Below are 22,425 nucleotides of genomic sequence, written 5' to 3'. Positions count from 1 at the left end.
GCTGCGGGGAGTTACTTTATAATTCACCGCCACGGCCCCTTAGCTCAGTGGTTAGAGCAGGCGACTCATAATCGCTTGGTCGCTGGTTCAAGTCCAGCAGGGGCCACCAAATTTTAGCTTTAGAATCATATGATTAAGCCACTCGACCGAGTGGCTTTTTTATTGGTTTTTAAGAACCGGTAACGCAGCCGCTAACCGTGGTTCAGCGAAGCCGTTCGGACTCGCTCAGACGCACCGGGAGTGGCAATCAGGCGCTCCACGGACTCCATCGTCACGAACGTACAGCTGCAGTCCACATTGGTGCACTGGTGATAGCGCTCTTTGGTATTTTCACTTAGATAGCGACTGGTACGCGCATGCGCAGAGTGCTTGCACTTAGGACAATGAAACATGTACCCCTCCACTTGGTTCACATTTTGTGAATAAATAATACCCAAAATAAAACCAATAGCAACTACATTACTCACTATCAACAGTAAATTTTTCGTCGCTGACGTTCAGCTCAAGCTTAAGCTGCGTGGTAAATCCGCTATCGTTGAGGGTATGCATCACCTCGCTGATGATCCACGCCTGCTCGTCAATGACGCGTTTAAAACCGTTTACCAGCACCGGCGTTTCGGGGAACAGATCGGCGCGTCCCAGGGCAAGCTGGATGGAAAACTCTACGGTTCCCCGCTGAAGCGCGCGCCACTTAGCCTCTGCGGCCCTGAGCGCCTGCTCTTCAGAGGCATAAACCGTGGTGAGCTCAAATACGTTCTCCGCCGATCCCACCAGCCTCTCTTGCGGTTTCTGCTCCTTGCCTGCTGCTCCCGCTACCGGTGCGGCGGCATCCGGGTGCTGCAGTGCTTCTGTCTGCTGCCCTCCGGACTGACGATTAATACTCAATTGAGGATTTTGTTGTTTGGGGTCACGCGTTTGCAGCCATTTGGCCGTTACGCCGGAATAATTTTCACGGTCAGTTATGGAAAAAAGGTGCTTATCGCCATCCCCACGTTCAATCATCATTAAGGAAAGCGGAGTGCCGCTGGCCGTCACGGCCTGGCCCGCTTTCATAAAGATAATCTTCCCGGCTTTGATTGAAACAAATGCTCCATTACGTTCAGCAAGGCGGGAGAGGAAGGCCGCGTCTGTCTCCTGAGACTGGTCAATATGAGAGATGGCGATGGATGCAAGCCCCGACGCGACGCTGGCGGTCAACTGGTTACGCTGAGCGATGGTATCGACTATCGCGCCAATCGTCGTGTCATGCCACGACTGTTCGCGCCGCACGTTTAGCTTTCCACGAAAATCTGCGCTGAATCCCTGGATGGTCAGCGTGTCCGGCGCGCCCCGGAAATGAATCGCATCAATCGTAAAGTCCCCTTTCTCCTCGAGCGGGGTTCCCTCCCATCCCAGCCATAAGGACAGCCTTGCCCCCCGGGCAGGCAAGTCCAGCAGCCCGTCGGAATCATCCAGCAGAATATCCAGCTGATCGGCTTCCAGCCCCCGTTTGTCGGTCATGGTCAGGCTGATAAGACGATGGCTGAAATTTTGCGTGATATCACGATCGTCAAGCTTAAGCATAAAATCAGGGGCGATTTTTCCACCCGCCCGGATATTCATTTCGGTGATCATCCCACCAGCCCTCCAATGCTATTCCGTGCGCTTTCCACCAGTTCTGAGGCCTGCGTTCGCAGGTCGCCAAACGTCGTCATCAGCGATTCGTCCACGCGTTTTAGCGACAGGGTAAACTCAATTTTTCGAGCGGTACCGTCACTGTAAAAATCCGAATGCGTGTGCGTGACTTTCTCAATGATAAACATGCCGTGAATGATGCCGGTACCGTCTATCAACGGCCATGCCCGCCCCTCATTTGCCATCAGCTCAATCGCCTTGAGGGAAAGCCGCCCTCCCGTGAGTTCCGGGTAAAGTAAGCCGGAGAGGCTAAAGGATGTCTCACCTTCGCCAAGGTACTGCCAGGCTTTGGGTTTCCCGATGCGAGCGCTGGATGCCCAGCGGTAGTCTTTTGTGAATATCATTGACTGATACGGTAAGGTTCGTCGTTCAAAGACAAACAGACCCAGCACCATTAACATTTTCTCTCTCCTCAACTATACATAAAGCTGGATTGCTGCCGTCTCGCTTTATCCTGTTCAATATTATCTATCGTCTCCCGGATTTGACGCGTCAGATCCGTTCCGGAGGCCGCGCCCCCCTGCAGCGTGATGTTATATTCGCTTTTACTCTGATCGACGTAAGAGCGTCCTCCAGTAGCGATGGTCGGCTGATACCCCAGGCCGCCGCCAGAGATCCCCGCGCCCGGAATATAAGCGCTGCCCGCCGGTGAGGATGCCGCTTCTGCTTTTGCCGCAGCGGCGTCGAGATCGCCCGACTCGTTTTTGATAATACCGAGCTTCTCCAGCAGCCAGCTGGCCTTGCCGCTCAGGCTATTAAAGAGATCGAGCGGTGCCATTAACGCATCGCCCAGCGCCTGACCAAAAATCACGCCAGCGTTTTTACAGCCATCCAGCGTTTCCTGCGTCGCCTTGATCGGCGTAATCAAGTCGGTGAACCATTGCCAGATACCGCCCAGCTTCTCCGAGATAGAGTCAAATACCGCCATCACCGGTGAGAACAGCGCACCCAGCGGTGCGAAAGCCGTCGAAAGCCCTTCCATCACCCCACCAAAGAAGGCGCTGATGGGCTCCCAGTATTTAAAAATCAGTAAGGCGCCGGCAGCAATCGCCGCGCCAAGGGCAATCACCGGCCAGCTAAGGGCACCCAGCACCGTCATGATGGCGCCGCCCACCACGCTGAATACCGTTCCCAACATCCCGGCTGCGGTAACAACCATATTGACGCCCGTCAGAACCGGGCCGATAACCGTGCCTACGCCACCCAGTACGCCAGCAAACGCCTGTGCGCCGACAACGATGCTGGCGAGAGTCTGCGTCAGCTCAGGGTTGGCATTCACCCAAAGGGAGGCCGTGCCAAGCCAGCCGGTTGCGGTTGTTATCAGGTTGCGCAGAGCGCCATCCGCTTTATCAAACACATCAATCTTCAACCCGCTCCACGCGGCCTGGAATCGGTTGATATCGCCGTCAAGATTATCGGTCTGCACGGACGCCGCAATCGCGGTACTGCCTTTTGCCCCCTGCAACTGCTGGCGTTTTTCATCAAGCGATCCATCACCCGCAGCGGAAGCCAGCGCCCCCGCGGCTTTTATGGCATCCGGAGTCTGAACATGGCGCAACATCGCGCTGAGCGCGTCCCCCGCGGCGGCGCCTTTCATCCCTTTTTCCGCCAGAACGCCAAGCAGCGCGGTGGTCTCTTCAAGCCCCATACCGGATGCATCCGCAGCGGGCGCAGCGGAGGTAACGGCCGCCACCATCTCAGCAAGGCTGGTATTCGAAGAGGTAGAACCGCGCGTAAGCACATCTGCGATGCGTCCCGCGTCCGTATCGGCCAGGCTATACGCGGCCTGCGTGCTGGCGATCATATCGGCCGCTTTAGCCGCGTCGACACTCCCCGCCAGGCTGAGGTTGACCGTTGGCGCGGTGGCCGCAAGCAGCCCATCGGCGTCATAGCCTGAACGAGTCAGTTCGGTTTGTGCCCGGAGGACCGTATCTGCAGGTACTCCGGTCCTGGCGCTGACCTCCCGCGCCTGCTGGCGAATCGCCTCAAGCCGGGAATCCCCCTTCGCCAGGCCAAGGTTTGCCTGAATGGCCGACATCTGCTTTTCAAAGCTGATGCCAGGCGCCATAAACCGGGACGTCTGGTCAAAGCCCGCTTTTGCCATGCCCACGCCCGCATTCGCAAGCTGACGCACCCGCGCGGTAACGCGTTTGCCTGACTCGTAGCGATTCTGAACGGTACTCAGCCGCTCCTGCTGCTGATTGACGCGGGCCAGCGCATCCCGCTGTCGGTTAAGCTGCTGCGTTTTTTCGCTGATGTGACTTTTTAAACGACGTTCATCCGACGAGAGAGTGCGCGTGTTCACTCCCGCCTGAGCGAGTTCAGTGCGCTGACGCTGCACCGAGTAGCGTAAGCTATTGTACTCATGCTTCAGGTCGACTGCCGATTTTCGGGCTGCAGTCAGCGCATCAGCCTGCGCCTGGGTGGGGTTTTGCGTGTTTTTAAACTGCACCGCAAGCGCCGCTGCCTGCTGTTTCGCCTGAGCAAGCGACTGCTCCGTCGTGGAGAGCCGGGCATTTGCTTTTCTGAAGCCGTTAATACGCCCCGCCTGCTCATCGAGCGCCCCCAGCGCCGTCTGCGCATCGCGGATATCGCTCGCGAGAGTGAGGCTGGCGTTCTGGAGAGCGTTAAGCGGTCGGGTTGCCCGGTCGACTGCCTTAAGCAGCTCCTGAAGACTGACATTATTACTCATGGTGGTTTCCGCTTCGCTGCAGCGCTTTTTCGCGCCATAAGAGGAGTTCGGTCACGCTCAGGGAGTACAGTTCTGACGGCGGCCAGTGAAAAATCACCGCGATATCCGCCATCAGATCGTCGACCGACACATTTTCGGGAAATTTCAGCGAGCCGAAGCCGGTGACAAAAAACCGATCACCTTACCTGCAAAAGAGAGCAGATCGCAGGCGTCCAGGCGCGCAACCTCATGCTCGGTCAGCGCCGGCGAGGTCATTCGCGGCAGCACCTTAATCAGCGCATCGACGTCAGATTGCGCCAGCGACGCCAGCGATACGCCGCGCAGGGTCCCCGCATTGGGTTTTGCGACAGTCACCTTTTCGATTTTTTGCTCGCCGCGCTGAACGGGGCTATCAAGCGTGACGATATGTGGGTTTTCACTTTCGTTCATGGCGGTCTCGTTGATATTTTCCATTTCGTTACTCTTCTGAAAGTTAATTCACCGGCCGGTAATCCCGGCCGGTTAAAGGGTTACAGGCCGATGGCCTTACGGTGTTCTGCCAGGCGATCGACGCCATCGACTTTGAGCACCATGTTGATGATGTCGATTTCGATGATCTCTTTGCCATCAATGGTCAGCTGGTAGTAAGCGCACTCGGTGGACATCTTGGTGGTGCCGCTCTCGCCCTGCTTGTTTTCACCGCCATCAAACTCTTTATGACGGCCGCGCATGACGATTTCGACGGCGGAGATTTCGCCGGTATCATCACGCTGATAAGAGCCGGTAAAGCGCAGCGGCACGCTGTCCGCGCCCGGAGAGGCATACTGCGCCCACAGCGCGGCGTCCGGCAGACCGCCAACGGTCCACTCCAGCGCCAGGGCATCATCGTCCAGGCCGAGGTCGACAGAGACCGAGCCCGGCATACCGCCGCCGCGATACTTCTCCAGTTTGCGGGTAAGCTTCGGTAGAGTCACAGACTCAACAACGCCCATATAGCTCAGGCCATCGTTGAACATATTCAGGTATTTAAGTTTGCGTGGTAACGCCATGCTTCAGCTCCTTAGCTGTTAACCGAATCTGACAGGTCTGCCAGATAGGTATCGGTGATGCGCTGGCGCAGGGTCAGATTTTCCAGCGGCGGGACAGGGGTGTAGTCGTAATCGATATACAGTTTCCCCGCTTTCAGGGTGGTTGCATCGTTCGAGTCAGGGTCATACCAGCAGGAGCCGTCGACGATATAGCCGTTGGTTTTCAGCTCGCGGAACTTGGCGTTAATACCGGAAACGATGTCGCGGATAAGCGTTGGCGTGATGGGTTTATCCATGGCCCACGCGTGCGCTTCCGCCATGGTATCGGCCAGCACCTGTGCGGTACGGGTGTAGTTTTCAAAGACGAATAACGGATCGTCTGAACAGGTACGGTTACCCCAGAATTTGAAGCCGTCGTTGCGAATAAGCGTGGTGACGCCAGCCTGGTTGAGCAGGTTCGCATCGGTAGCCTGTTCCTGCAGATCCCAGGAGACAGAGGCGCTTACGCCGGTAACGCCGTTGACGCCAACGTTTGACAGGGTTTTATGCCAGCCAATTGTCTGGTCGATTTTGGCGCGCAGGCCAAGCGCACGGGCGGTAGCCCAGGCCGTCGTCGTTGCGTTCGTGGTGGTATCCCATGCCAGAAAATCAGGATGAATAACCATCAGCTCGCGCTGGCTGAAGTTTTTGCGGTAGTTAATCGCCTCAGAAATGGTTTTACATCCCCACGCGCTGACATAGCCGAACGCGCGCAGGCTCTGGCACATTGCGGCCAGTGCGGTCGCCACTTCCTGAGAGTCCAGCCCCGGAACGCCGAGAATACGCGGCTTAACGCCGGTTACCGTTTTCGCCGTGAGAAGCGCCTTCAGGCCGGTATATTTACCGTTTTCATCTGTGGTACCGATGATGTTGGAAACAGTCTGCTTGCGCGCCTCTTCCGGGGTTTCAGCGGTGCCTTCGGCCACGCGAACGACCACGACAACCGGTTTGCACTGGTCCGCGATCGCCTGCAGAGAAGCGGACAGCGTCCCCGCCTTGCCGGCTTTCGCAATCGCGTTTTGCACGTTGGTAATGAGCACGGGCTCGTTTAAAGGAAATGTCTTGTCGTCAGCATCGCTGGCCGTACAGACCATGCCGATGATTGCCGTCGAGACGGTGGAAATGGTGCGGGTGCCATCGTTGATTTCGATAACTTCCACGCCGTGGTGAAAATCACTCATCCGTTTAACTCCTTGGTTAGTTGGTGAGTGATATTGTCGCGGCTGGGCTTGCTATGAGCTAACCATCCCTGTCCAGCGGCCGCTGGCACAACGATTGTCCGACTATCGTGGCGGGGAATTTTTTATAAAGCGTGGAAATACCCACATCAAAAATTAACGCAACGCGCTGTCGGGATTCCCCGGCAGCAATCAGCCTGCCAGCCTGAGCCCATTCATCCTGCGTCAATTTAGGGCGTCTGCCACCAATTCGTCCCTGTTCCCGCGCTGCGGCTAGCCCGGCGCACGTCCTCTCGACAATGAGTTCACGCTCCATTTCAGCAAGCGCCCCCATGATATGGAAGAAGAAACGCCCCATTGGCGTTGAGGTATCAATGCTATCAGTCAAACTGCGGAAATTAATACTTCGCTGGCGTAGTTCCTCGGTCATTGAAACAAGGTGGCGCATACTGCGCCCGAGACGATCGAGTTTCCATACAACGAGAGTATCTCCCGCATTAAGTTGTCTGAGGGCATGATTAAGTCCCGGTCTGTTTGTCGATTTACCGCTGATTTTATCTTCAAAAATCAGCTCATATCCTGAACGCTGCAGCGCGTCACGCTGTAAGGCGGTGTTTTGTTCATTTGTTGACACGCGTATGTATCCAATAAGCATGGTATTTCTCTCCGTCAAAACCGGAAATCATGCCATTTAATGGATAAACACGCATTTTCGAAAACCTTGGTTTAGGAGAAGGGTCAGCTTTGCCTGTCGGTGTACCCGTTCCGTGGCCGTCAGCAACTCCACCGACGGGATGGCTCAAATGCAACGGCGCGGCATTTACGGCTGCACAATATCCGAAACTAGCGCTTGCCTATCCAACCCTCAAACTGCCAGATCTTCGCGCTGAGTTTATCCGTGGCTGGGATGATGGCAGAGGAATAGATAGCGGAAGGCGGCTGCTGTCAGCTCAGTTTGGTTCCGGGATTGGGATGTTTGTTGGCGGTTATTCTGATGGAACTGCTTATATTGCTGTGAGTGATTTCGATAGCGTTGTCGACAATAGTCCGTAATGGTCACATATTAGTACCTCTGGGATGATTTCTTCAATTACAGGGCAAAAGTCATCGTTTGGCGCTCGCCCACGTAACATTGCATTCAACTACATTGTAAGGGCTGCATAATGGTGATGGCAAAATTAAACAATGAACATATCGCCATTATGGCCGGTGATATTACTGTATTTAATTATGACGGTGAAACGCGCGAATATCTCTCCGAATCAGTGGAGACTTTGCCTGTTGGCGTGGGGATTCCCGCTAACTCTTGCATTGACGCACCGGGAAATAAAAAAGAAGGCTTTGTAATTTGCCGGGTAGCCAATTTTGCCGCGTGGGAATATGTCATAAATCACCGTGGTGAAACGGTGTATAACACTGAAACCGGCGAGCCCTTTACCATTACTTTGCCAGGAGATTACCCGGAAAATACAACCACCCATGCTCCAGCCACACCATACGATAAATGGGATGGCAGCAAATGGGTTACAGATTTGAATGCCCGACATTTAGCAAATGTCGCCAGTGCTGAAACTGAAAAAAAGTCCTGGATCGATAAAGCCAATGATTACATCAACAGTAAACAATGGCCCGGTAAAGCAGCTATTGGGCGTCTGAAGGTAGAAGAACTGGCACAGTATAATCTGTGGTTGGACTATCTTGATGCGCTGGATGATACAAACCCTTCCAGCGCACCAGAAATCAGCTGGCCTATACCTCCGGCTTCGGCGGAAGGTTAATTTCAGGCGCGGTACTGGTATCGACTTTATTCAGTTTGTAACGGTACCGCTGCCACTCAGCAAGGCGCGGCATATCTGCGTCGTCAATATATCCCCTAGCCTGAGCATCTGCCAGGGGTGCAATGATTGCCGTCGCCTCCGCCAATAACACAGCTTTCATCTGTTCTGCTGCCATCACGTCCGCAGCGTGCCGCGCTGTCGTGTCCGTCACCCATTGGATACCGTTCCACTTATCGTATGGTGTGGACGGGGCCTGCGTAGTGGTATTTTTCGGATACTCCCCCGGCATGGTGATGATAACTTTCTCACCTGTCGTTGTGCTGTATACCGTCTCGCCGCGATGGTCGACAATGTATTCCCAGCTTTTGCCATCCACAGTACTGCAAACAGTAAAACCTTCCTTGATTTTGCCCGGAGCATCAATGCACGAATTAGCAGGCAGGCCAACACCAACTGCCAGATATTCAACGGATGAAGACAGGTATTCTCGTGTCTCGCCATCGTAGTTATAGACAGTGATTTCCCCGGCCACCACGGCGATCATGTTTTGATTTAATTTTGCCTTAGCCATTATGCAGCTCTCACAATATAGTTAAATACGACGTTGCGCGGCCGGGTTTCAGTTTTCATTGATGAAACATCATTGATGTTCTCCGCTCCATTTTTGCCGCCAGACATATAGGTGAATGTCCTACCTCCATTAGCCCAATAGTCACATCCGTATTGAGCTGCAGGAGAAAAAATAGTTTCATTTGCTATCACCTGCTCTACACCGGGAGGGATGGAAGTTGGAGAATTAACCGTCGTAGGAATCGCGTGGTTGTGGGATATGACAGTATGCTCTTGGCTTGACAGTATTTCCCTTCCAGTATCAACTCCGCGCCCATCATCCCAGCCACGGATAAACTCAGCGCGAAGATCTGGCAGTTTGAGGGTTGGATAGGCAAGCGCTAGTTTCGGATATTGGGAGGCTGTGAATGCCGCTCCGTTGCATTTAAGCCACCCCGTCGGTGGATTTGCTGACGGCCACGGAACGGGTACACCGACAGGCAAAGCTGACCCTTCTCCTAAACCAAGGTTTTTGAGAACCTCAGCGCTCAACCCCGCATCGGCAATTTCTTTTAACGCATTGGCGATTAATGGGTACTGTTTATGCGGATTATCAGCAGCAATATGCTTTTTCATCTGATCATCAGCGTAGCCTTTAACCTCGATAACTTTATCGTCAACGTACTGACGCGTTGCCAGCACAACTGAGGGATCAATTTTCAGGGAAATTGACGATGTGCTCGACACAATCAGAATCATGCGGATGGTCTGCGTGCGACCGCTGCCTTCCTGCAGCTGAGGCTTGTATGTCTCCGGGCAGTTAGCCACGGCGATCAGAATGCCGTCGTCGTCATAGAGACCGATCTCTCGGATCCAGAAACCGCCCTCATTCTCGGGAATAATCTGTTCAGCGATAATCTGGCTGGTATTGTTTGGGTCAACAGCGAGCAGGTTCAGCGGCGCTATGCGTTTTTGGTTGACGAGCTTCGTCTGCGCCGGGTCGGGGGTTGGCAACGTTCCGTTGGCGTCGCCTACCGCCATTTGCGTCAGGTTGAGTTGCGTACCAAGTGCCGTCGCGTTAGCTAGCCGCGCCGCGCCCTGATTCGTCAGTATGGCAAAATATTTTGCGGTCATGCGTTCACTCTCAGGTTATCAATCAAATGGATGGCCGAGGCCGGGTAATAATCACCACCGACAATAAGTTCCTCGGTGGTATAGGGGTAAACAGCCAGCGCATCGCCGTGATAGCATCCTGCGCCGACATAAAACTCTCCCGTTGAGCTCAGGCTGATAGCCAGCCCGGTCATATGTCTACTTGCCGGTTTGGCATCCTCAATGAGCCGTTCAAGCTCCTGATACATTTCGTCAGTGATGCCGTTATCAAGCACACCGACAACCAGACGGAACGTGCCTGGCTCCTCACCGAGCTGCCACCACTCGCGCACCTCAATCAAGAAACCAAGCGGTTCCACCACACGACGCAATGCGCTGATGGTTCCTTTGTGCTGATGGACGAAAAACGAGGACATAATGACGCTGCGCTTCGTGCTCTCCGGCCACGCCTCATCCCAACGGTCTACCGACAGCGCCCATGCCAGATAGGGAAGTAAATTCACCGGGCACGCGCTGGGGTTCCATAAGGTGCGTAGCGGTACCGGCACTCGTTCAATATTCGAGAGCGCTGCGGCAGCGGCGACTTCCAGCGGTGATGACCCAACGGGTAATAGCCTTTCACTCATCCGAACCCCCGATCGCTATCTGATACGAGGTACAGTTCGAGGCCTGCGACTTACTCAGTACAATGTCAGAGTGGGGAGATTCCAGCTCAACGCGCTGCACGCCTTCAACGTGAAGTGCTGCATAGATGGCCGACAGACGGATATCGCGTCCAAGGCGATGCTGTGCGCTGATATAATTCTGCAGCTTCTGCTCCGCTGCTTGCCTGATGGGTTCAGACTCTGGTCCGGGATAAACGTAGAGCGTCGCGTTTATCTGGTAAGGTACAATTTCTGCCGACTGGACCGTTACACGATCGCCTACGGGGCGGACGGTTTCAGCATTAAGCGCTTTTTCAACAACCGCCAGTAGTTCAGGACGAGCGGTACCATCACCCTCACGGGATAACACCGAAATCGTCACATGTGCAGGCTGAGGGCTTTCAACCGAAACGTCAGCGACCCGTCCGTCGGCACTTCGACCATGATATTCATAGGCTCCAACCGGCCCCGCGACGCTCAATCCCTCAAATGCCTGCTGCGCGCGCAGTCGCAGGTCAGCGTCAGACTCCATGACGGCAGCCGTTGGCGGAATGGTAGTGTCATCGCCCGGGGTGATGGTCAGGCGTTCGGTATTATTGTTTGCCGCAATAACGTCCAGATCGTGACCGGAAGAATAGGCCAGCGTCACGGCCAGCGCAGCCTCATTAACCCGCTGGCGCCAGATGACTTCCCGGTAGGCATTCTCCTGCAGCAGCTTCACAATCGGCTCGGATTCCAGCGTCAGCGTCCGTGCAATCGCCTCTCGCTCCTCTTCCGGGTAGAGGGAGACAAAGGTGGCCTTTCGTTCTGCCAACAGCGTTTCATAATCCACCTCCTCCACGACATCAGGCGCGGCGAGCTGGCTCAGATCAACAATAGCCATAGCGTTTAACTCAGTGAAATGGTGATAGATAAGGATTGCCCGGAGGTCGGGCGCGTGCCGGTGATATCGACATACAACGTCCCGTCGTTCTCCGAACGCTCGAAAGTGATGGCCGTCAGGCTTATCCGCGGCTCCCATTTCTGGATGGCGGAATAACAGGCGGCCATGATTTGCAGACGCAGCGCCGGGCTCTGCGGCCTGTCGATCATCGCCGCCAGCAGCGAGCCGTAATCCCGCCGCATGACCCGCGAGCCAATCGGCGTAACCAGAATGTCGCGCACGCTTTGCCGGATGTGTTCAACCTCTGAAATGCTCAGTCCGGTCTGCCTGTTCATCCCCCTGTAACGCACCGTCATTGTGTCCCCTTAGTCCAGCTTCCGCCGCTTTGCACACTGCCGTGCGCGTGGTTATCCACCTGCACCCCGTTTGAGGTGAATTTACCGCCGGAATGCTCAATATTTCCGGCCATCACGCCGCCCTTCTGCACTTCAAGAGAGGCAGTAATTAACTTGTTGGTACACACCACTTCAGGCGTATCCAGCGTGATGCGGGACGTTGACGTCACCCTCACCTCCGGCACGGTGGCGGTCAGCGATTCAGAGGCGGTAATGTCGGCCGTTTTAATGCCTGCAACCGTCAGCGCCCCGCGCCCGGGTTCGTACTCGATCACCGCGCCGTCAGGGAACGAGACGTGGAACGCGTCAGGTGACCCGGACGGCGCCGGATGGTCGTCAGAGAAAATGCCGGGCAGCACAAAGGCGGTATCAAGCTCGCCGCCGATGGCCAGCAGCAGCACCTGCTCTCCCTCGGAAGGAGCCCACCAGACGCGCGAACGTCCCGCACGACAGGTTAGCCAGTTCAGCCAGGTGGTTTTCATCCCGCCGGTCTGGACACGACAAAGCCCTCTGTTGAGGTCAACATCGGTCACAACACCGATACGAATAAGATTGCGGATCGCGCGAGCGATGCCGTTCATGGAAGTTAATGTATTCATGAGAAGAGAATGCCGTTCAGGAGGAACGGCAGCAACGAGACGGGGTTTTCTGCGGGATGATACAACAAGCGGTCAAGACGGCAGGCGAATAGCGGCCTTCAGCGCGGGGAAATCAGTCCTCCCACTGGCTGACCAGCTCGCCGTTGACGTACAGCGCCTTCGGCCGCGTGACGGGCTCCGGCAGCGGCGGCTCGGGGGAATACGTCGCGTGCAGAGCGCCCTGCTCCTGGGAAACAAGAATACGCTCGGTTAATTGCACGCTGATGGTGATATCCATCGTATCGTCATCGTTTAAGACGATCGCGAAGGTGTAACCGTTTTTGCGTCCTTCATCGAGGGTAAAAATATCCGGCTGGTTTTCCCGAAGCCAGGCCAGCACCGGGACGAAAAATCCCTCGCTGTCGCCGGTGAAGCCGCTAACCTTCGCGTTCAGCACATACTGCTTTTCAAAGGAGAGCGAGGAGGCCTGGCGGGCGTCAATATTGCCGCCTCCGACCGACATCTGCAGGCGCTCCGGGTTGGCATTGAGTTGGGGGATCGCGTCAATTAATGCCTGACGCAGGCTCTTGAGTTTGTGCATCGAGTTTATCCTGACAGTCTTTGATGGTTTCAACCTGCAGCGCGCAGGCGATAAGGGCGTATTCCAGCCTGCGAATATCCGCGCTGAGATCGCCGTTAGTGGCGGGCTCGCTTCCCGGCATCGGGCAGCGGCTCACCTTCGGGCAGGCGTTGTAAACAATGGGCTGCGGAGGCGCAGGCGGTGCGGGTGTGCAGCCTGCGGACAGCATCAGGCAGCTGAGCGGTATACCAGCGGCGTAACGCTTCATTTTCATTGAGTAATCTCCCGATAGTCGCTTCCCGTCTTGCCCTCTCCTCGCCCGCGGTGACAAGCTCCTCACGGAGCCTGACCTGGGCATTTTCATTTGCTCTGGACATCCGCTGCGACAGGGACAGCTGCTGGTTAAGCGTGGCGAGGGCCGTTTTTTGCTCGCTGGCGACCCAGTTGGCCGTGGCTAAGGAACGGGACAGGTTCAGGTTGTCATGACGAAGCCACAGCGTGATGGCCAGCAGCCCGGCCAGCGCCAGCATGAGGGTTCTCACGGTAGCCCCTTCATGCACCAGGCCTTCTCGCGGACGCGACGGTTTTCCAGACCGGCATTTTTGACGCCGTTGACGTACACCCAGCGGGTAAGCTGCCCGCATGCCTGCGGCCACTGTTTATGCTTGATAAAGGACACCAGCGTCGAACGGCAGGCGGCGCCTGCGCCGACATTAAAGGTAAAACTCACCAGCGCGTCGTAGACCCGGGGCGGCATATCTACCGGCGCACACGCCGCCAGACGCCGCTCAACGTTGAGCACATCAGCGACCAGATTTACCGCGGCCTCACGCTCGGTAATGTCCCGCGTCGGCACAACGTTTGCCGTATGCCCAATGCCTGACGTCCAGACCCCGGCGCTGCACCGGTAGGGCGAGAGGCGACATCCTTCGAGATCGGCAATCAACGCCAGCCCCTCCGGGGACGTTTTCAGTAATCGAAAGTCAGGCATCAGCACCGCCAGGGCCAGCACGCCGGCGACGCTGCAACGCTTAATGATTGAGTTCACGAATGCTCTTCTTATCGAGGCCAAGAGACTGGAGATAGCGCCAGGTTTTTCGCTTAAACCAGTAATTCGTCAGCGCGGTAAAAATGGCGCACAGACTCCCCACGTACAGCGCGACTTTTTCAGGAGACATCGCCCCGAACCAGGCCAGCGCCACGGCCAGCCAGTAGGCGATAAACGTGGTGATTTTCTCCAGGCTCAGTCCCATAGGTTTACGGATTCTTTTGTGGGGGCGCTATTCACCTCCGGCATCTCTACCGGCGTGCCGTGAGGCAAGATAACGCCTAACTCCGCGAGGCCAGGATTGGCCTTCAGAACGGCTTCAACGACGCCAGCCGTGCGCCCATAAAAGCGGGCGCAAACGGCATCAAGCGTGTCCCCCTGCATTGCATAGATTTTCATCAGACGCTCCCAACATCCGGTTTCCAGGTACCCTAGAGTTTCCCGGGCCAGAAGGCTTTTCGCTATCGCTGACGGATGGACAATCGCGGGCACAACAGATCGTCCGCGAGAGGCGAAGCGTGATTCAACGGAAGCGCAAAACAGGAATGAGGGTGTTGGTACGGGCGATGACGCCGGGGCTAGCGCCAGCTCTCGTCTTCCCAGACTTCCCGGAGGATAGCGTCCAGCGCCTCGCGATCGGCTTCTTTTTCAAGCCCCTGGAGCTCGACCCCCGTCACCGATCCGATTTTCACATTCACCCGCGATGACGGAAACAGGGATCGTATTCTGCGGGTCAGTTCGCACTGAAAGGCCTCAACGACGGCATGGCCAATCTGCTGATCTTTATCGAGAGTAATGTTCACCCGAACGTTGCCCTCTTTTTTGATTCGTTCCGGAACAGGCGATGCTGAGAACACAACGGTAAATGCGTTGTTCTTGATTAAATTTCCCCGCGCAATCTCAGCAATCAAATTCAGGGCAATCTCACGATCTCTTTCCTGACACGTTCCTTCCGTCGTCAGTCGCGCAATCAGCTCGACTCGTTCAATCATGACCTGCTCGTTCAACTCTCTGTCCACACAACCTCCACCACGAGATACTGTATAAACATACAGTAGCACGTATTCATAAAAAGAGTGAAGCGAAAAATCAGAACCCTTGACGGTATGTACATGATATGGATGGAGATTAGCGGGCTCTCTGGGCGAAGAGATCCGTTAAATACCCAATACGTTCAAGGATTTTCCGCGCCTTTTGCTGGTAAGAACACGGTGCCGGAAATAGCGATCCGTCAGCTGCGCCCCTGCACCATTTATCGTTAAAGCGGCTGATGCCTCCCGCCATCAGATGCAGGGCTTCTGCCCGACTGATGGCTATCCCGGTGGCGAGCCGTATCTCATCGATCACCTTCTCCGGAACCCCGTTCTGCGGGTCGCTCGCGAAGACGACGGGCGCTGTAGCGCCAGGGCGGATGAATTTGATGCGTTCGGTTAACGCCCGTCTTGCACGTCGGCTGAGGGGTTGAGAAAGATCGGTCTGCGTACAGTTATTGACAGAACTCCGAGAGGATACGGGCGCGTCCTTAAGATCTGCGGCCCGCTTCGGCACAATTTTCCACTGCGTGAGCCGGGTTAAAACTGGGCTGCCCGCGCCAACGGCGGAATCGTACACGCCGCGGATGCGGACCGTTTCCTCGCCGTACTGGTTAAACCCGGCGTGCGGTTCATACAGCGTGCGCACCTGTAAATCATCGCGACGCACAAACGGCCCGCCCTGCGCGGTAACGTAACCCGCCCAGTCCCCGGCGTCGGCAGCCTCCTGGACGGCGGCAAACTCAACGCTCAGACCGCGCGCGGCCTCGGTATCCACCAGACGCCGCAGCTCGCGGTAGACCGTTACCGGCGCGCCGCCGATGAACTGAAACTGGCGAATGTGCCAGCGCCCTGCCCAGGCCGACACGGCGGACGCCGTCTCCTTCAGCAGCCCGCCGCTTTCGCTATCGGTCTCGCCATCGAGCGCATAGCCGTCGATATTCTTTGAGATGTATTTGGCGATATAGCCGGTAGCGCTGCCTTTCTGCGGATCGATCGCGTCCGAGTGAAAGCGCGCCTGTCTGGCGCTTTCGCTCCGTAGCTCAACGGCATCCTCCTGCCGGGCATAATCCCCGATAATCCGGCGAACGCATTCGACGTCTTCCGGCAGCATAAACATCAGCATGTGCCAGTGGGGCGTACCGTCGTGGTGGGGTTCCGCAACGCGGATACCAAAAATACGGCGCCCGTCCCGGTGGAGCTTTGCGCGGATACGCGCCCAGAGACGGGTAAAGTAGATTTGTGTATCCGCCGGGCTGGCCCCGTTCCACTTCGCGCTGGGGAAACCTGATTTCAGCGTCGCGTGATACTGCGCGGGCGCGGTTAAGGTATAGAACTCGCCCACGTAGCCCAGCGCCTCACAAATATTTTCAAACCCGCGGATACGGGTCATCAGTTCACAGCGACGTATCGCCGGGTTGGCCACCGAGCTGTCGTATTTTTCAATCAGGCTGATGCGGTTGCCCTCTTCATCTTCCAGCTCCATGCCCTTGAGAAATTCGCGCGTGCGGCGCTTCTGCTCGCGCCACTCGGTCACGCAGCGTTTGCTCGCATACGCCGTTCTCTTTTTGCTGACGTTGCCGAGGGCAATCTGCAAATGCTCGCGCCAGGCAGCCGCGACCCGACGCAGACGCCCGCGCCACCACGCCTCGGAAAACATGCGGATCACCGCCGCGGCAACGTCATCTTTGTTGAAAAACGTCTTCGACACCCGCTCCCAGTGCGGAGGCGACACGTTGAACTGCCGGGCAATCAGTCCGGCGCGCTGATACCAGACGTACAGCGTCTGGTATTCGCCCATTTCAGCATCGTTAATATTCGCCAGCTCGCCGCGAATAAAGCTGGCGATATCTGCGGCAAGCAGGTCGATGTCCGCGCGGGTCATATCCGGAAGGCGGTTATAGCGGGCAACCAGTTCGACCATCCGCGAGGCGAGGTATTGCAGAAGCTGAGTGTCGAAATGACCGTCGAACACGGCCCTGGAGACTTCGTCGTGCAGGCCTGTGCAGGCATAACGTTCAGAGACCCGCCGCAGGCGAGGCAATATCCTTTTGCAGAAGCGGATCAAAAAGGCGTTGGCCTGCGGGCTGCCCCGATGCTGTTCGAGGGCGTCAACCGTGCGCCAGATTTCGAAGCGTACGCAGTCGGGCTGCTGTGAGAGGGCAATTCTTGCCTGCTGCAGCGCCGCGAAAAGGCGATCGCGGCGCTGCTGTTGGGCATGGGTGAGATAAGGGCTGGCAATGGCCGACCGTGGGGCATTCCACGGATAAGCAAATGACGTAGCCAACTTATCCTCCCCGGACGTGTTTATTTTTTATCTCTGCGATCTCCTGGCAGGTTACGCACAGGGCTACGCCGGGCACCGCTATTCGGCGCGCCTCCGGTATCGGCGCCTCGCAGTCCTCGCAGAGGAAACGCGAAGGCGATACGGGTCGTCTGCGGGCGCGATTAATGTATCGCTCTCTGTCTTCCTGCTCGCGCGCCTGCGCAAGATCGATAAAATCGGCCATCAGTGCAGCTCCTGGGATTCACGCTCATAGCGAGCCGCCTCGTGGCACAGCAATTCGGCAACGTCTTCTCCGCTCATGCCGGTTTTGTAGATATGGCTCGCCAGCGCCTCCAGACGCAGGGAGACCGCGAGGGCTCGCGCGCATCGTTCCTCTGTTTTTGCCTCTGCCAGCAGGCGTTTCAGTTCTTCACTTCCGGTGGGATAAGGGCGGTTTTCACTGTTTCGCATCACGCGTTCTCCTTAATTTCAGGCAATAGGGTGCCCGGCGGGTTTACGCCATTAGTTTTTGGGTTGGGTTATATCGGCATGGTCAGCCGTTCAGGAAATAAACTCACAACAGCACGAAAATGGTTCATGGCATTAATCAGCGCCCGTTTCTCTTCGGTCGTCAGCTCGCTGATATCGCACTCGTGGCGGGTGGCGGGCAATCTCGCCAGGAAAAAGAGGGCCGCCAGCGCCCTGCTGTTCTCCTCAAAACAGGGATCGCGCCTGTCGCGCATTTCAGCCATAAACCGCGCCAGCTCTTTTCCGCTATCGCTCCCGTATCGGGCGCGCAGTTCAGCGACGTGGTTAAGCCCGCTAAGACGCGCTCCCACGCTAAGTGGAACCCTTGCACGGGCAGCTTCTATCGCCATATCTCCCCTCGCGTAAATTCACGCACGCTAGTGCGCTGAAAACGGGCACAGCACGGTTTTTTCCGCCGTTTGATGATTGCGATTTCAGATGCCATGCTGCATGATTCCCATTTTGATAATGTCTGCAATCATTAGCCTCTGTTTGCCAACGCCTGCCGCTGATTGCCCGAATTTGTAATGATACTAATACCCAAATGAGTATTAGTAAACACCCAAAGGAATATATTTTGATTTTAGATTCTCAAGTGAATAATGAAGAGTTACTCGATAGAATCTGTCAGGTATATGGTTTCACGCAGAAAATCCAGCTGGCCCGGTACTTTAATATCGCCGCCAGCTCGCTTCAGAACCGCTACGCGCGCGGTACCGTCTCTTACGACTTTGCGGTTCAGTGCGCGCTGGACACCGGCGCCAGCCTCCGCTGGCTGATGACCGGACAAGGCGCGCAGTTTGAAGGTAACCCCGCGCCGGGCGATCCGGTTTCGGTTTCCACATTCACACTGAGTGATGGAAAGCTGGAAAAAAATACTACTTTGAGTATCGATTCTGGTTTCTTTAGCAAACCGCTGGCTCGCGGCATCGCCGTTCGGGCGGAGGGGAAGCTGCACTTTATTGAAAAAGAGGCATCGTTAACCGACGGCCTGTGGCTGGTTGAGATTGAAGGCACCGCCAGCATCCGCGACCTCACGCTGCTGCCGGGTAAAAAACTCCACGTGGCGGGCGGCAAGGTTCCGTTTGAATGCGGTATCGACGAGATAAAAACGGTGGGTCGCGTGGTGGGGATTTACAGCGAGGTTAGCTGAGGGTGCAAGATTCAAGGCTGACGACGCTCGTCAGCCTTTTGATTGATTTTAAACGTTATTTTTCGATGTAGTTGTATGAAGTCAGAATTCCTTTGTCAGAAAAATCAATGGACAGCTGCTGCTTGCGGTCCAGATTAAGTGGAATGATGAGATAGATACGACGGTCGAGGATCTGCGACGTATATTCCCAGTGGCGCGTATTATTGTAGTCAGCCGTATTTGCAGGCACGCCAAAAGCAATCAGTACATCTTTGCGGGTCGTGACCTCTGGGATCAGCTTCTGCTTTATCTCTTTTTCAGAATACTGCGCCAGGCTTGTTGCCTTGGTTCCATCGTAGTTTGATGCACAAGAGGTGTTCAGGAGACAGACTAACGCCACGCCTAAGACATTCATGGTTCTCACTGTACAAAATCCTTTTCAATATAAATACCATTGACGGTATCCAGCGCGACCTCTTTCATATAAAGCACGCAATATCCCGTTTTATCGCTATAGCTAATATGACCTTCGTAAATCTTTTTCTTTTCTGGCGTGAAGGTGAGCGATACATTACATCCCTGGTATAAAGCGTGCTGAACAGTCGTTTTTTCGTCTGGAACAATCAGCGTTTCAAAATAGTCTTTATCATATTTTTTGCCCGTCACTTTAGGGAGACCAATATCTTTTGTCGACCCAAGGAAAGGGTTCAGATAGCGATTGTGCTTAAGTACCCACCCACCAGTTTCTTTACCTGCCTTATCATACTGATAGATGCCATAACTCATCGGCGGGCCAATGAGGCGAATCTTAGCCACATCCTCGCTATTCGGAGGAGGCGTGTACATTTTCGGCTCAGGAAAGAAAGTGCTACAGCCAGAAAGACTCACTATTGCTGGAATAATTATATATTTTAAAAATCGCATACCGTTACCTTTATATATACCATTGCTTATTTCCCGGGAGACAATGCCGGGGCATTAACATCCCGGAATGTTATTAACAAATCACTCATAGATATAAAGGTCAACTAAAAAAAATAAATTTAGGTTTAGTGTAATAAAAATGAGCGTGACGTTGGATTTTGAGGAATTCACTAATACGATTTGTACAATGAAATGCCCATTGCTATATGATGCTCCTCAGGCATGGAAAGCGCTGCGAACACCATGGCGCAGCGTGGAAGCATTGGCAGAGCGGAAACGGGGAACGCAAACCATCCTGTCTCTTTACTCACAAACCCTAAAAACTAAAGAAATCCCCCATCGCGCCGATCATCATCCGTGTGTATTATTTCCTGTAGCTTTTACAACAACTAACCTTAACTCAAATACTTAAGCGCCAAAGCGAAAGGCATCATGAGCACACCGATCAAACGGCTAGAAATCATTAAAAATGCCATTGAACTGGAAGATGACGACATCATCCAGAGCCAGCTGACACGGCTGAAAAATGAAGCGTTTGACGATGAGCTACAGGCAATCGTCGTGGCGCTTGAAAAGAAGAACTACACCGCTGCGATGGTGGCAATTACCGCCTGGCTGCAGGGCCAGCGCGCCGTGACCCAGTGGCGCGATCCGAAGGTGGCCGCCAGCAAACTGGAGCTGAAGGCGCTGGAAGAACGTCTGCGCGATCTGATTGACCGCCGCAACGCCCGGGTGCAGCAGCTTGATGAGTTCAACGATCTCTATTTCTCTCGCCTCGGGCCGCTGATGCAGCAGATCCTCGCCCTGCGTAAAACCCTGGCCGAGCTGAACCTGCGCCGTCAGCAGGCGGAAGCGCGTCGCCGTGAGGAAGATTACCGTCGCTGCCAGCGCTATATGGCGCAGGCGGTAGAGGTGCTGGCGACGCTCACCCAGCGCTGGCGCGATCTCCCGGCCGACTCCGTCCAGGCCGCTGAGGCGCGTAAGCATCTGGAGCAGCAAAGCAATCTGATTGCCAACCTGCTGGCCGAAGCGCTGGAGCTGGAGAGCGGCTTAACGCGCGAAGAGGAGCCTGCGCGTCAGGCGCGCGACGACGCTAACGAAGAGTACGAGAAATATCGCGAGCAGCATCACGATGCCGAAGTGCGGCTGCGCAAGGGTAAGGATCTTTCGGAAGAGGATCGGAACGAGCTGAAGCGTCTCTGGCGGCAGGCGAGCAAGCTCTGCCACCCGGATCTGGTGGCGGATGACCTGAAAGAAGAAGCCAACGCGATGATGGTCCAGCTCAACCAGGCGAAGCAGCGTGGCGACGTCAAAACCATTCGCTCACTGGTGGCCCGCCTGCAGCAGGGCTTTGAGCCATTGATGGCAAGCGACAGGCTGAACGATCTGGAACGCATCCGCAAAAAAATGGCGCAGGTTCGCGAGCAGATAGACATTTTAGTGAACGAGCTGGCGGAGCTTGAGAAAGAGGAGTCCTGGCTTCTGGTCTCGTCGCTGAACAATATGGAAGCGTACTTCGCTCAGCAGGAGAAAGCCCTGCACGAGGTCCGCGCCTCGCTCGAACATCAGGTGAGCGAAGCGCAGCTGGATTCCGCCGCCTGATTATTTGGCGTGCCAGTATGCGCTGGCACGCACCAGCTGCTGGTCAATCGCATCGGTTTCAAACTGACGGCTCAGCGTCTTCACTACCTTCCCTTCCCCGGTCAGCCAGATGAAATAGTCTTCACCAGGAACGGTCAGCGCCGCCAGATGGTCCGCTACCGCCTGCTCGCTATGGCCCACCACCCAGGTGATGTTGAATTCGCTCAGGTGTGCCAGATAGTCTTTATAAGATTCGTCCCCGACCGTCACTACCGCATGAATTTCCGGGCGAACCGGCAGTTTAGTAATGCTCTCCAGGCGTCGGCGCAGCGCGGGCATGCCGGACTCGTCGCACACGTACAGCTGCCAGGCGTAATCCTCCGGCACCACCAGCGAACCGCGCGGGCCGCCGATGGTCAGCCTGTCACCCGCTTTCGCCTCGACCGCCCAGCTGCTGGCAATGCCGCCGTCATGAACGAAGAAATCGAGCACCAGCTCATGGTTTGCCTCGTCGTACAGCGGCGTGTAGTCGCGCGTCTGAGGACGTACGCCGTCTCCCCAGTCGATGCCTTCATCGGTGACCACCGGCGGTACAAATACCGCCCCAGGAGCCGGGAAAAAGACTTTTGTATGGTCGTCGAAACCGCGGGAGCTAAAGCCCTCCAGCGCCTCGCCGCCTAAAACAATGCGCTGGAAACCCGCGCTGGGGCGCTCAACGCGGAGCACCGTCAGCTCGCGAAAGCGCAGGTCATTACGAACACGCTGTGGGTAACGGGTAGATGCCATTTTTAGCCCCTTCTCTGGT

At 55.6% G+C, this 22,425-nt stretch carries 32 protein-coding genes, 1 tRNA gene and 1 pseudogene; 5 read left to right on the top strand and 29 right to left on the bottom strand.

What is annotated here, in order from left to right; all coding sequences use genetic code 11:
- The first annotated feature begins 33 nt into the window (after positions 1–33).
- A tRNA-Ile gene (locus tag DFO52_RS12525) sits at positions 34–109 on the top strand.
- Positions 110–191: 82 nt separating this feature from the next.
- On the opposite strand, the gene DFO52_RS12520 is transcribed toward DFO52_RS12525, so the two are convergent.
- The 9 genes from DFO52_RS12520 to DFO52_RS12480 form a co-directional block, all read right to left on the bottom strand.
- Positions 192–392 (bottom strand): ogr/Delta-like zinc finger family protein, encoded by a 201-nt coding sequence (locus DFO52_RS12520; protein WP_029741756.1) that lies wholly within the window; start codon positions 390–392, stop codon positions 192–194.
- A 67-nt stretch (positions 393–459) separates the two neighbouring features.
- Complete coding sequence (locus tag DFO52_RS12515) at positions 460–1,614, bottom strand: phage late control D family protein (RefSeq protein WP_133550489.1); 1,155 nt, start codon at positions 1,612–1,614, stop codon at positions 460–462.
- A complete protein-coding gene (locus DFO52_RS12510; protein WP_133550488.1) occupies positions 1,611–2,075 on the bottom strand; it encodes a phage tail protein in 465 nt (154 codons plus the stop codon). The genes DFO52_RS12515 and DFO52_RS12510 overlap by 4 nt, the downstream gene beginning before the upstream one ends.
- A gap of 11 nt (positions 2,076–2,086) precedes the next feature.
- On the bottom strand, positions 2,087–4,366 hold the full coding sequence (locus DFO52_RS12505; protein WP_133550487.1) for a phage tail tape measure protein: 2,280 nt from the start codon (positions 4,364–4,366) through the stop codon (positions 2,087–2,089).
- Positions 4,359–4,478, bottom strand: a complete 120-nt coding sequence (locus DFO52_RS12500) for a GpE family phage tail protein (protein WP_023616176.1) — start codon at positions 4,476–4,478, stop codon at positions 4,359–4,361. Before DFO52_RS12500 ends, DFO52_RS12505 begins: the two co-directional genes overlap by 8 nt.
- 32 nt (positions 4,479–4,510) lie before the next feature.
- On the bottom strand, positions 4,511–4,819 hold the full coding sequence (locus DFO52_RS12495) for a phage tail assembly protein (protein WP_023309234.1): 309 nt from the start codon (positions 4,817–4,819) through the stop codon (positions 4,511–4,513).
- Positions 4,820–4,875: 56 nt separating this feature from the next.
- Complete coding sequence (locus DFO52_RS12490) at positions 4,876–5,394, bottom strand: phage major tail tube protein (protein WP_023309235.1); 519 nt, start codon at positions 5,392–5,394, stop codon at positions 4,876–4,878.
- An 11-nt stretch (positions 5,395–5,405) separates the two neighbouring features.
- Complete coding sequence (locus DFO52_RS12485) at positions 5,406–6,593, bottom strand: phage tail sheath protein (protein WP_047646375.1); 1,188 nt, start codon at positions 6,591–6,593, stop codon at positions 5,406–5,408.
- A gap of 58 nt (positions 6,594–6,651) precedes the next feature.
- Positions 6,652–7,245, bottom strand: a complete 594-nt coding sequence (locus DFO52_RS12480) for a recombinase family protein (RefSeq protein ID WP_133550486.1) — start codon at positions 7,243–7,245, stop codon at positions 6,652–6,654.
- Positions 7,246–7,298: 53 nt separating this feature from the next.
- Here DFO52_RS12480 and DFO52_RS12475 point away from each other — a divergent pair.
- A pseudogene (locus DFO52_RS12475) lies at positions 7,299–7,754 on the top strand (tail fiber protein).
- Positions 7,754–8,368, top strand: coding sequence for a tail fiber assembly protein (locus DFO52_RS12470; RefSeq protein WP_133550485.1), 615 nt, complete (start codon positions 7,754–7,756; stop codon positions 8,366–8,368). The pseudogene DFO52_RS12475 and the gene DFO52_RS12470 overlap by 1 nt, the downstream one beginning before the upstream one ends.
- On the opposite strand, the gene DFO52_RS12465 is transcribed toward DFO52_RS12470, so the two are convergent.
- The 17 genes from DFO52_RS12465 to DFO52_RS12385 all read right to left on the bottom strand — a co-directional run bounded on the left by DFO52_RS12465 (position 8,340) and on the right by DFO52_RS12385 (position 18,333).
- Positions 8,340–8,939 carry a tail fiber assembly protein gene (locus tag DFO52_RS12465; RefSeq protein ID WP_133550484.1) on the bottom strand — a complete coding sequence of 200 codons (600 nt, stop codon included), beginning with the start codon at positions 8,937–8,939 and terminating at the stop codon, positions 8,340–8,342. The genes DFO52_RS12470 and DFO52_RS12465 overlap by 29 nt on opposite strands.
- A complete protein-coding gene (locus tag DFO52_RS12460; RefSeq protein WP_133550483.1) occupies positions 8,939–10,051 on the bottom strand; it encodes a phage tail protein in 1,113 nt (370 codons plus the stop codon). The genes DFO52_RS12465 and DFO52_RS12460 overlap by 1 nt, the downstream gene beginning before the upstream one ends.
- Entirely contained in the window at positions 10,048–10,656 is a 609-nt protein-coding gene (locus DFO52_RS12455) for a phage tail protein I (RefSeq protein WP_029741411.1), read from the bottom strand. The genes DFO52_RS12460 and DFO52_RS12455 overlap by 4 nt, the downstream gene beginning before the upstream one ends.
- Positions 10,649–11,557, bottom strand: a complete 909-nt coding sequence (locus tag DFO52_RS12450) for a baseplate assembly protein (RefSeq protein WP_054830242.1) — start codon at positions 11,555–11,557, stop codon at positions 10,649–10,651. The genes DFO52_RS12455 and DFO52_RS12450 overlap by 8 nt, the downstream gene beginning before the upstream one ends.
- A 5-nt stretch (positions 11,558–11,562) precedes the next feature.
- A complete protein-coding gene (locus DFO52_RS12445) occupies positions 11,563–11,913 on the bottom strand; it encodes a GPW/gp25 family protein (protein WP_047646379.1) in 351 nt (116 codons plus the stop codon).
- Positions 11,910–12,551, bottom strand: coding sequence for a phage baseplate assembly protein V (locus DFO52_RS12440; RefSeq protein WP_047646380.1), 642 nt, complete (start codon positions 12,549–12,551; stop codon positions 11,910–11,912). The genes DFO52_RS12445 and DFO52_RS12440 overlap by 4 nt, the downstream gene beginning before the upstream one ends.
- Positions 12,552–12,663: 112 nt before the next feature.
- Positions 12,664–13,131, bottom strand: a complete 468-nt coding sequence (locus DFO52_RS12435) for a phage tail protein (RefSeq protein WP_133550482.1) — start codon at positions 13,129–13,131, stop codon at positions 12,664–12,666.
- Complete coding sequence (lysC, locus tag DFO52_RS23300) at positions 13,094–13,339, bottom strand: Rz1-like lysis system protein LysC (RefSeq protein ID WP_229226321.1); 246 nt, start codon at positions 13,337–13,339, stop codon at positions 13,094–13,096. The genes DFO52_RS12435 and lysC overlap by 38 nt, the downstream gene beginning before the upstream one ends.
- On the bottom strand, positions 13,227–13,652 hold the full coding sequence (gene lysB / locus DFO52_RS12425) for an Rz-like lysis system protein LysB (RefSeq protein WP_133550481.1): 426 nt from the start codon (positions 13,650–13,652) through the stop codon (positions 13,227–13,229). Before lysB ends, lysC begins: the two co-directional genes overlap by 113 nt.
- Positions 13,649–14,158: a lysozyme gene (locus tag DFO52_RS12420; RefSeq protein WP_133550480.1), complete on the bottom strand. Its 510-nt coding sequence runs from the start codon at positions 14,156–14,158 to the stop codon at positions 13,649–13,651. The genes lysB and DFO52_RS12420 overlap by 4 nt, the downstream gene beginning before the upstream one ends.
- Positions 14,142–14,363, bottom strand: coding sequence for an HP1 family phage holin (locus DFO52_RS12415; RefSeq protein ID WP_029741404.1), 222 nt, complete (start codon positions 14,361–14,363; stop codon positions 14,142–14,144). The genes DFO52_RS12420 and DFO52_RS12415 overlap by 17 nt, the downstream gene beginning before the upstream one ends.
- Positions 14,354–14,557, bottom strand: a complete 204-nt coding sequence (locus tag DFO52_RS12410; protein ID WP_023309248.1) for a tail protein X — start codon at positions 14,555–14,557, stop codon at positions 14,354–14,356. Before DFO52_RS12410 ends, DFO52_RS12415 begins: the two co-directional genes overlap by 10 nt.
- 179 nt (positions 14,558–14,736) lie before the next feature.
- On the bottom strand, positions 14,737–15,177 hold the full coding sequence (locus DFO52_RS12405) for a DinI-like family protein (RefSeq protein ID WP_029741403.1): 441 nt from the start codon (positions 15,175–15,177) through the stop codon (positions 14,737–14,739).
- A gap of 109 nt (positions 15,178–15,286) precedes the next feature.
- The gene (locus DFO52_RS12400; protein ID WP_133550479.1) at positions 15,287–17,476 is read right to left on the bottom strand and encodes a replication endonuclease; all 2,190 of its coding nucleotides are present in this window, start codon (positions 17,474–17,476) and stop codon (positions 15,287–15,289) included.
- A 1-nt stretch (position 17,477) separates the two neighbouring features.
- Entirely contained in the window at positions 17,478–17,699 is a 222-nt protein-coding gene (locus tag DFO52_RS12395; protein WP_059347618.1) for a TraR/DksA family transcriptional regulator, read from the bottom strand.
- Positions 17,699–17,926, bottom strand: a complete 228-nt coding sequence (locus DFO52_RS12390) for a DUF2732 family protein (RefSeq protein ID WP_029741400.1) — start codon at positions 17,924–17,926, stop codon at positions 17,699–17,701. Before DFO52_RS12390 ends, DFO52_RS12395 begins: the two co-directional genes overlap by 1 nt.
- Positions 17,927–17,994: 68 nt before the next feature.
- Positions 17,995–18,333, bottom strand: a complete 339-nt coding sequence (locus DFO52_RS12385; RefSeq protein WP_133550478.1) for a DUF5347 domain-containing protein — start codon at positions 18,331–18,333, stop codon at positions 17,995–17,997.
- A 227-nt stretch (positions 18,334–18,560) separates the two neighbouring features.
- On the opposite strand from DFO52_RS12385, the gene DFO52_RS12380 reads away from it, so the two are divergent.
- Entirely contained in the window at positions 18,561–19,136 is a 576-nt protein-coding gene (locus tag DFO52_RS12380) for a phage repressor protein CI (RefSeq protein WP_133550477.1), read from the top strand.
- Positions 19,137–19,191: 55 nt separating this feature from the next.
- Here DFO52_RS12380 and DFO52_RS12375 read toward each other — a convergent pair whose 3' ends face one another.
- Both DFO52_RS12375 and DFO52_RS12370 read right to left on the bottom strand, forming a co-directional pair.
- The gene (locus DFO52_RS12375; RefSeq protein ID WP_133550476.1) at positions 19,192–19,539 is read right to left on the bottom strand and encodes a hypothetical protein; all 348 of its coding nucleotides are present in this window, start codon (positions 19,537–19,539) and stop codon (positions 19,192–19,194) included.
- Complete coding sequence (locus DFO52_RS12370) at positions 19,536–20,039, bottom strand: hypothetical protein (protein ID WP_084492154.1); 504 nt, start codon at positions 20,037–20,039, stop codon at positions 19,536–19,538. Before DFO52_RS12370 ends, DFO52_RS12375 begins: the two co-directional genes overlap by 4 nt.
- Positions 20,040–20,471: 432 nt before the next feature.
- Between DFO52_RS12370 and DFO52_RS12365 the strand changes: the two genes are divergently transcribed.
- Entirely contained in the window at positions 20,472–21,641 is a 1,170-nt protein-coding gene (locus DFO52_RS12365) for a DNA repair protein (protein ID WP_133550475.1), read from the top strand.
- Here the strand turns inward: DFO52_RS12365 and DFO52_RS12360 are convergent, their stop codons facing one another.
- Positions 21,642–22,406 (bottom strand): siderophore-interacting protein, encoded by a 765-nt coding sequence (locus DFO52_RS12360; RefSeq protein WP_133550474.1) that lies wholly within the window; start codon positions 22,404–22,406, stop codon positions 21,642–21,644. It lies immediately after the preceding gene.
- Positions 22,407–22,425: the final 19 nt, after the last annotated feature.

The organism is Enterobacter sp. AG326 (genome assembly GCF_004362415.1).
GTDB classification, from domain to species: Bacteria; Pseudomonadota; Gammaproteobacteria; order Enterobacterales; family Enterobacteriaceae; genus Enterobacter; species Enterobacter asburiae.
The sequence above is the reverse complement of the archived record's forward strand: the minus strand, read 5'-3'. Positions and strand labels throughout refer to the sequence as shown.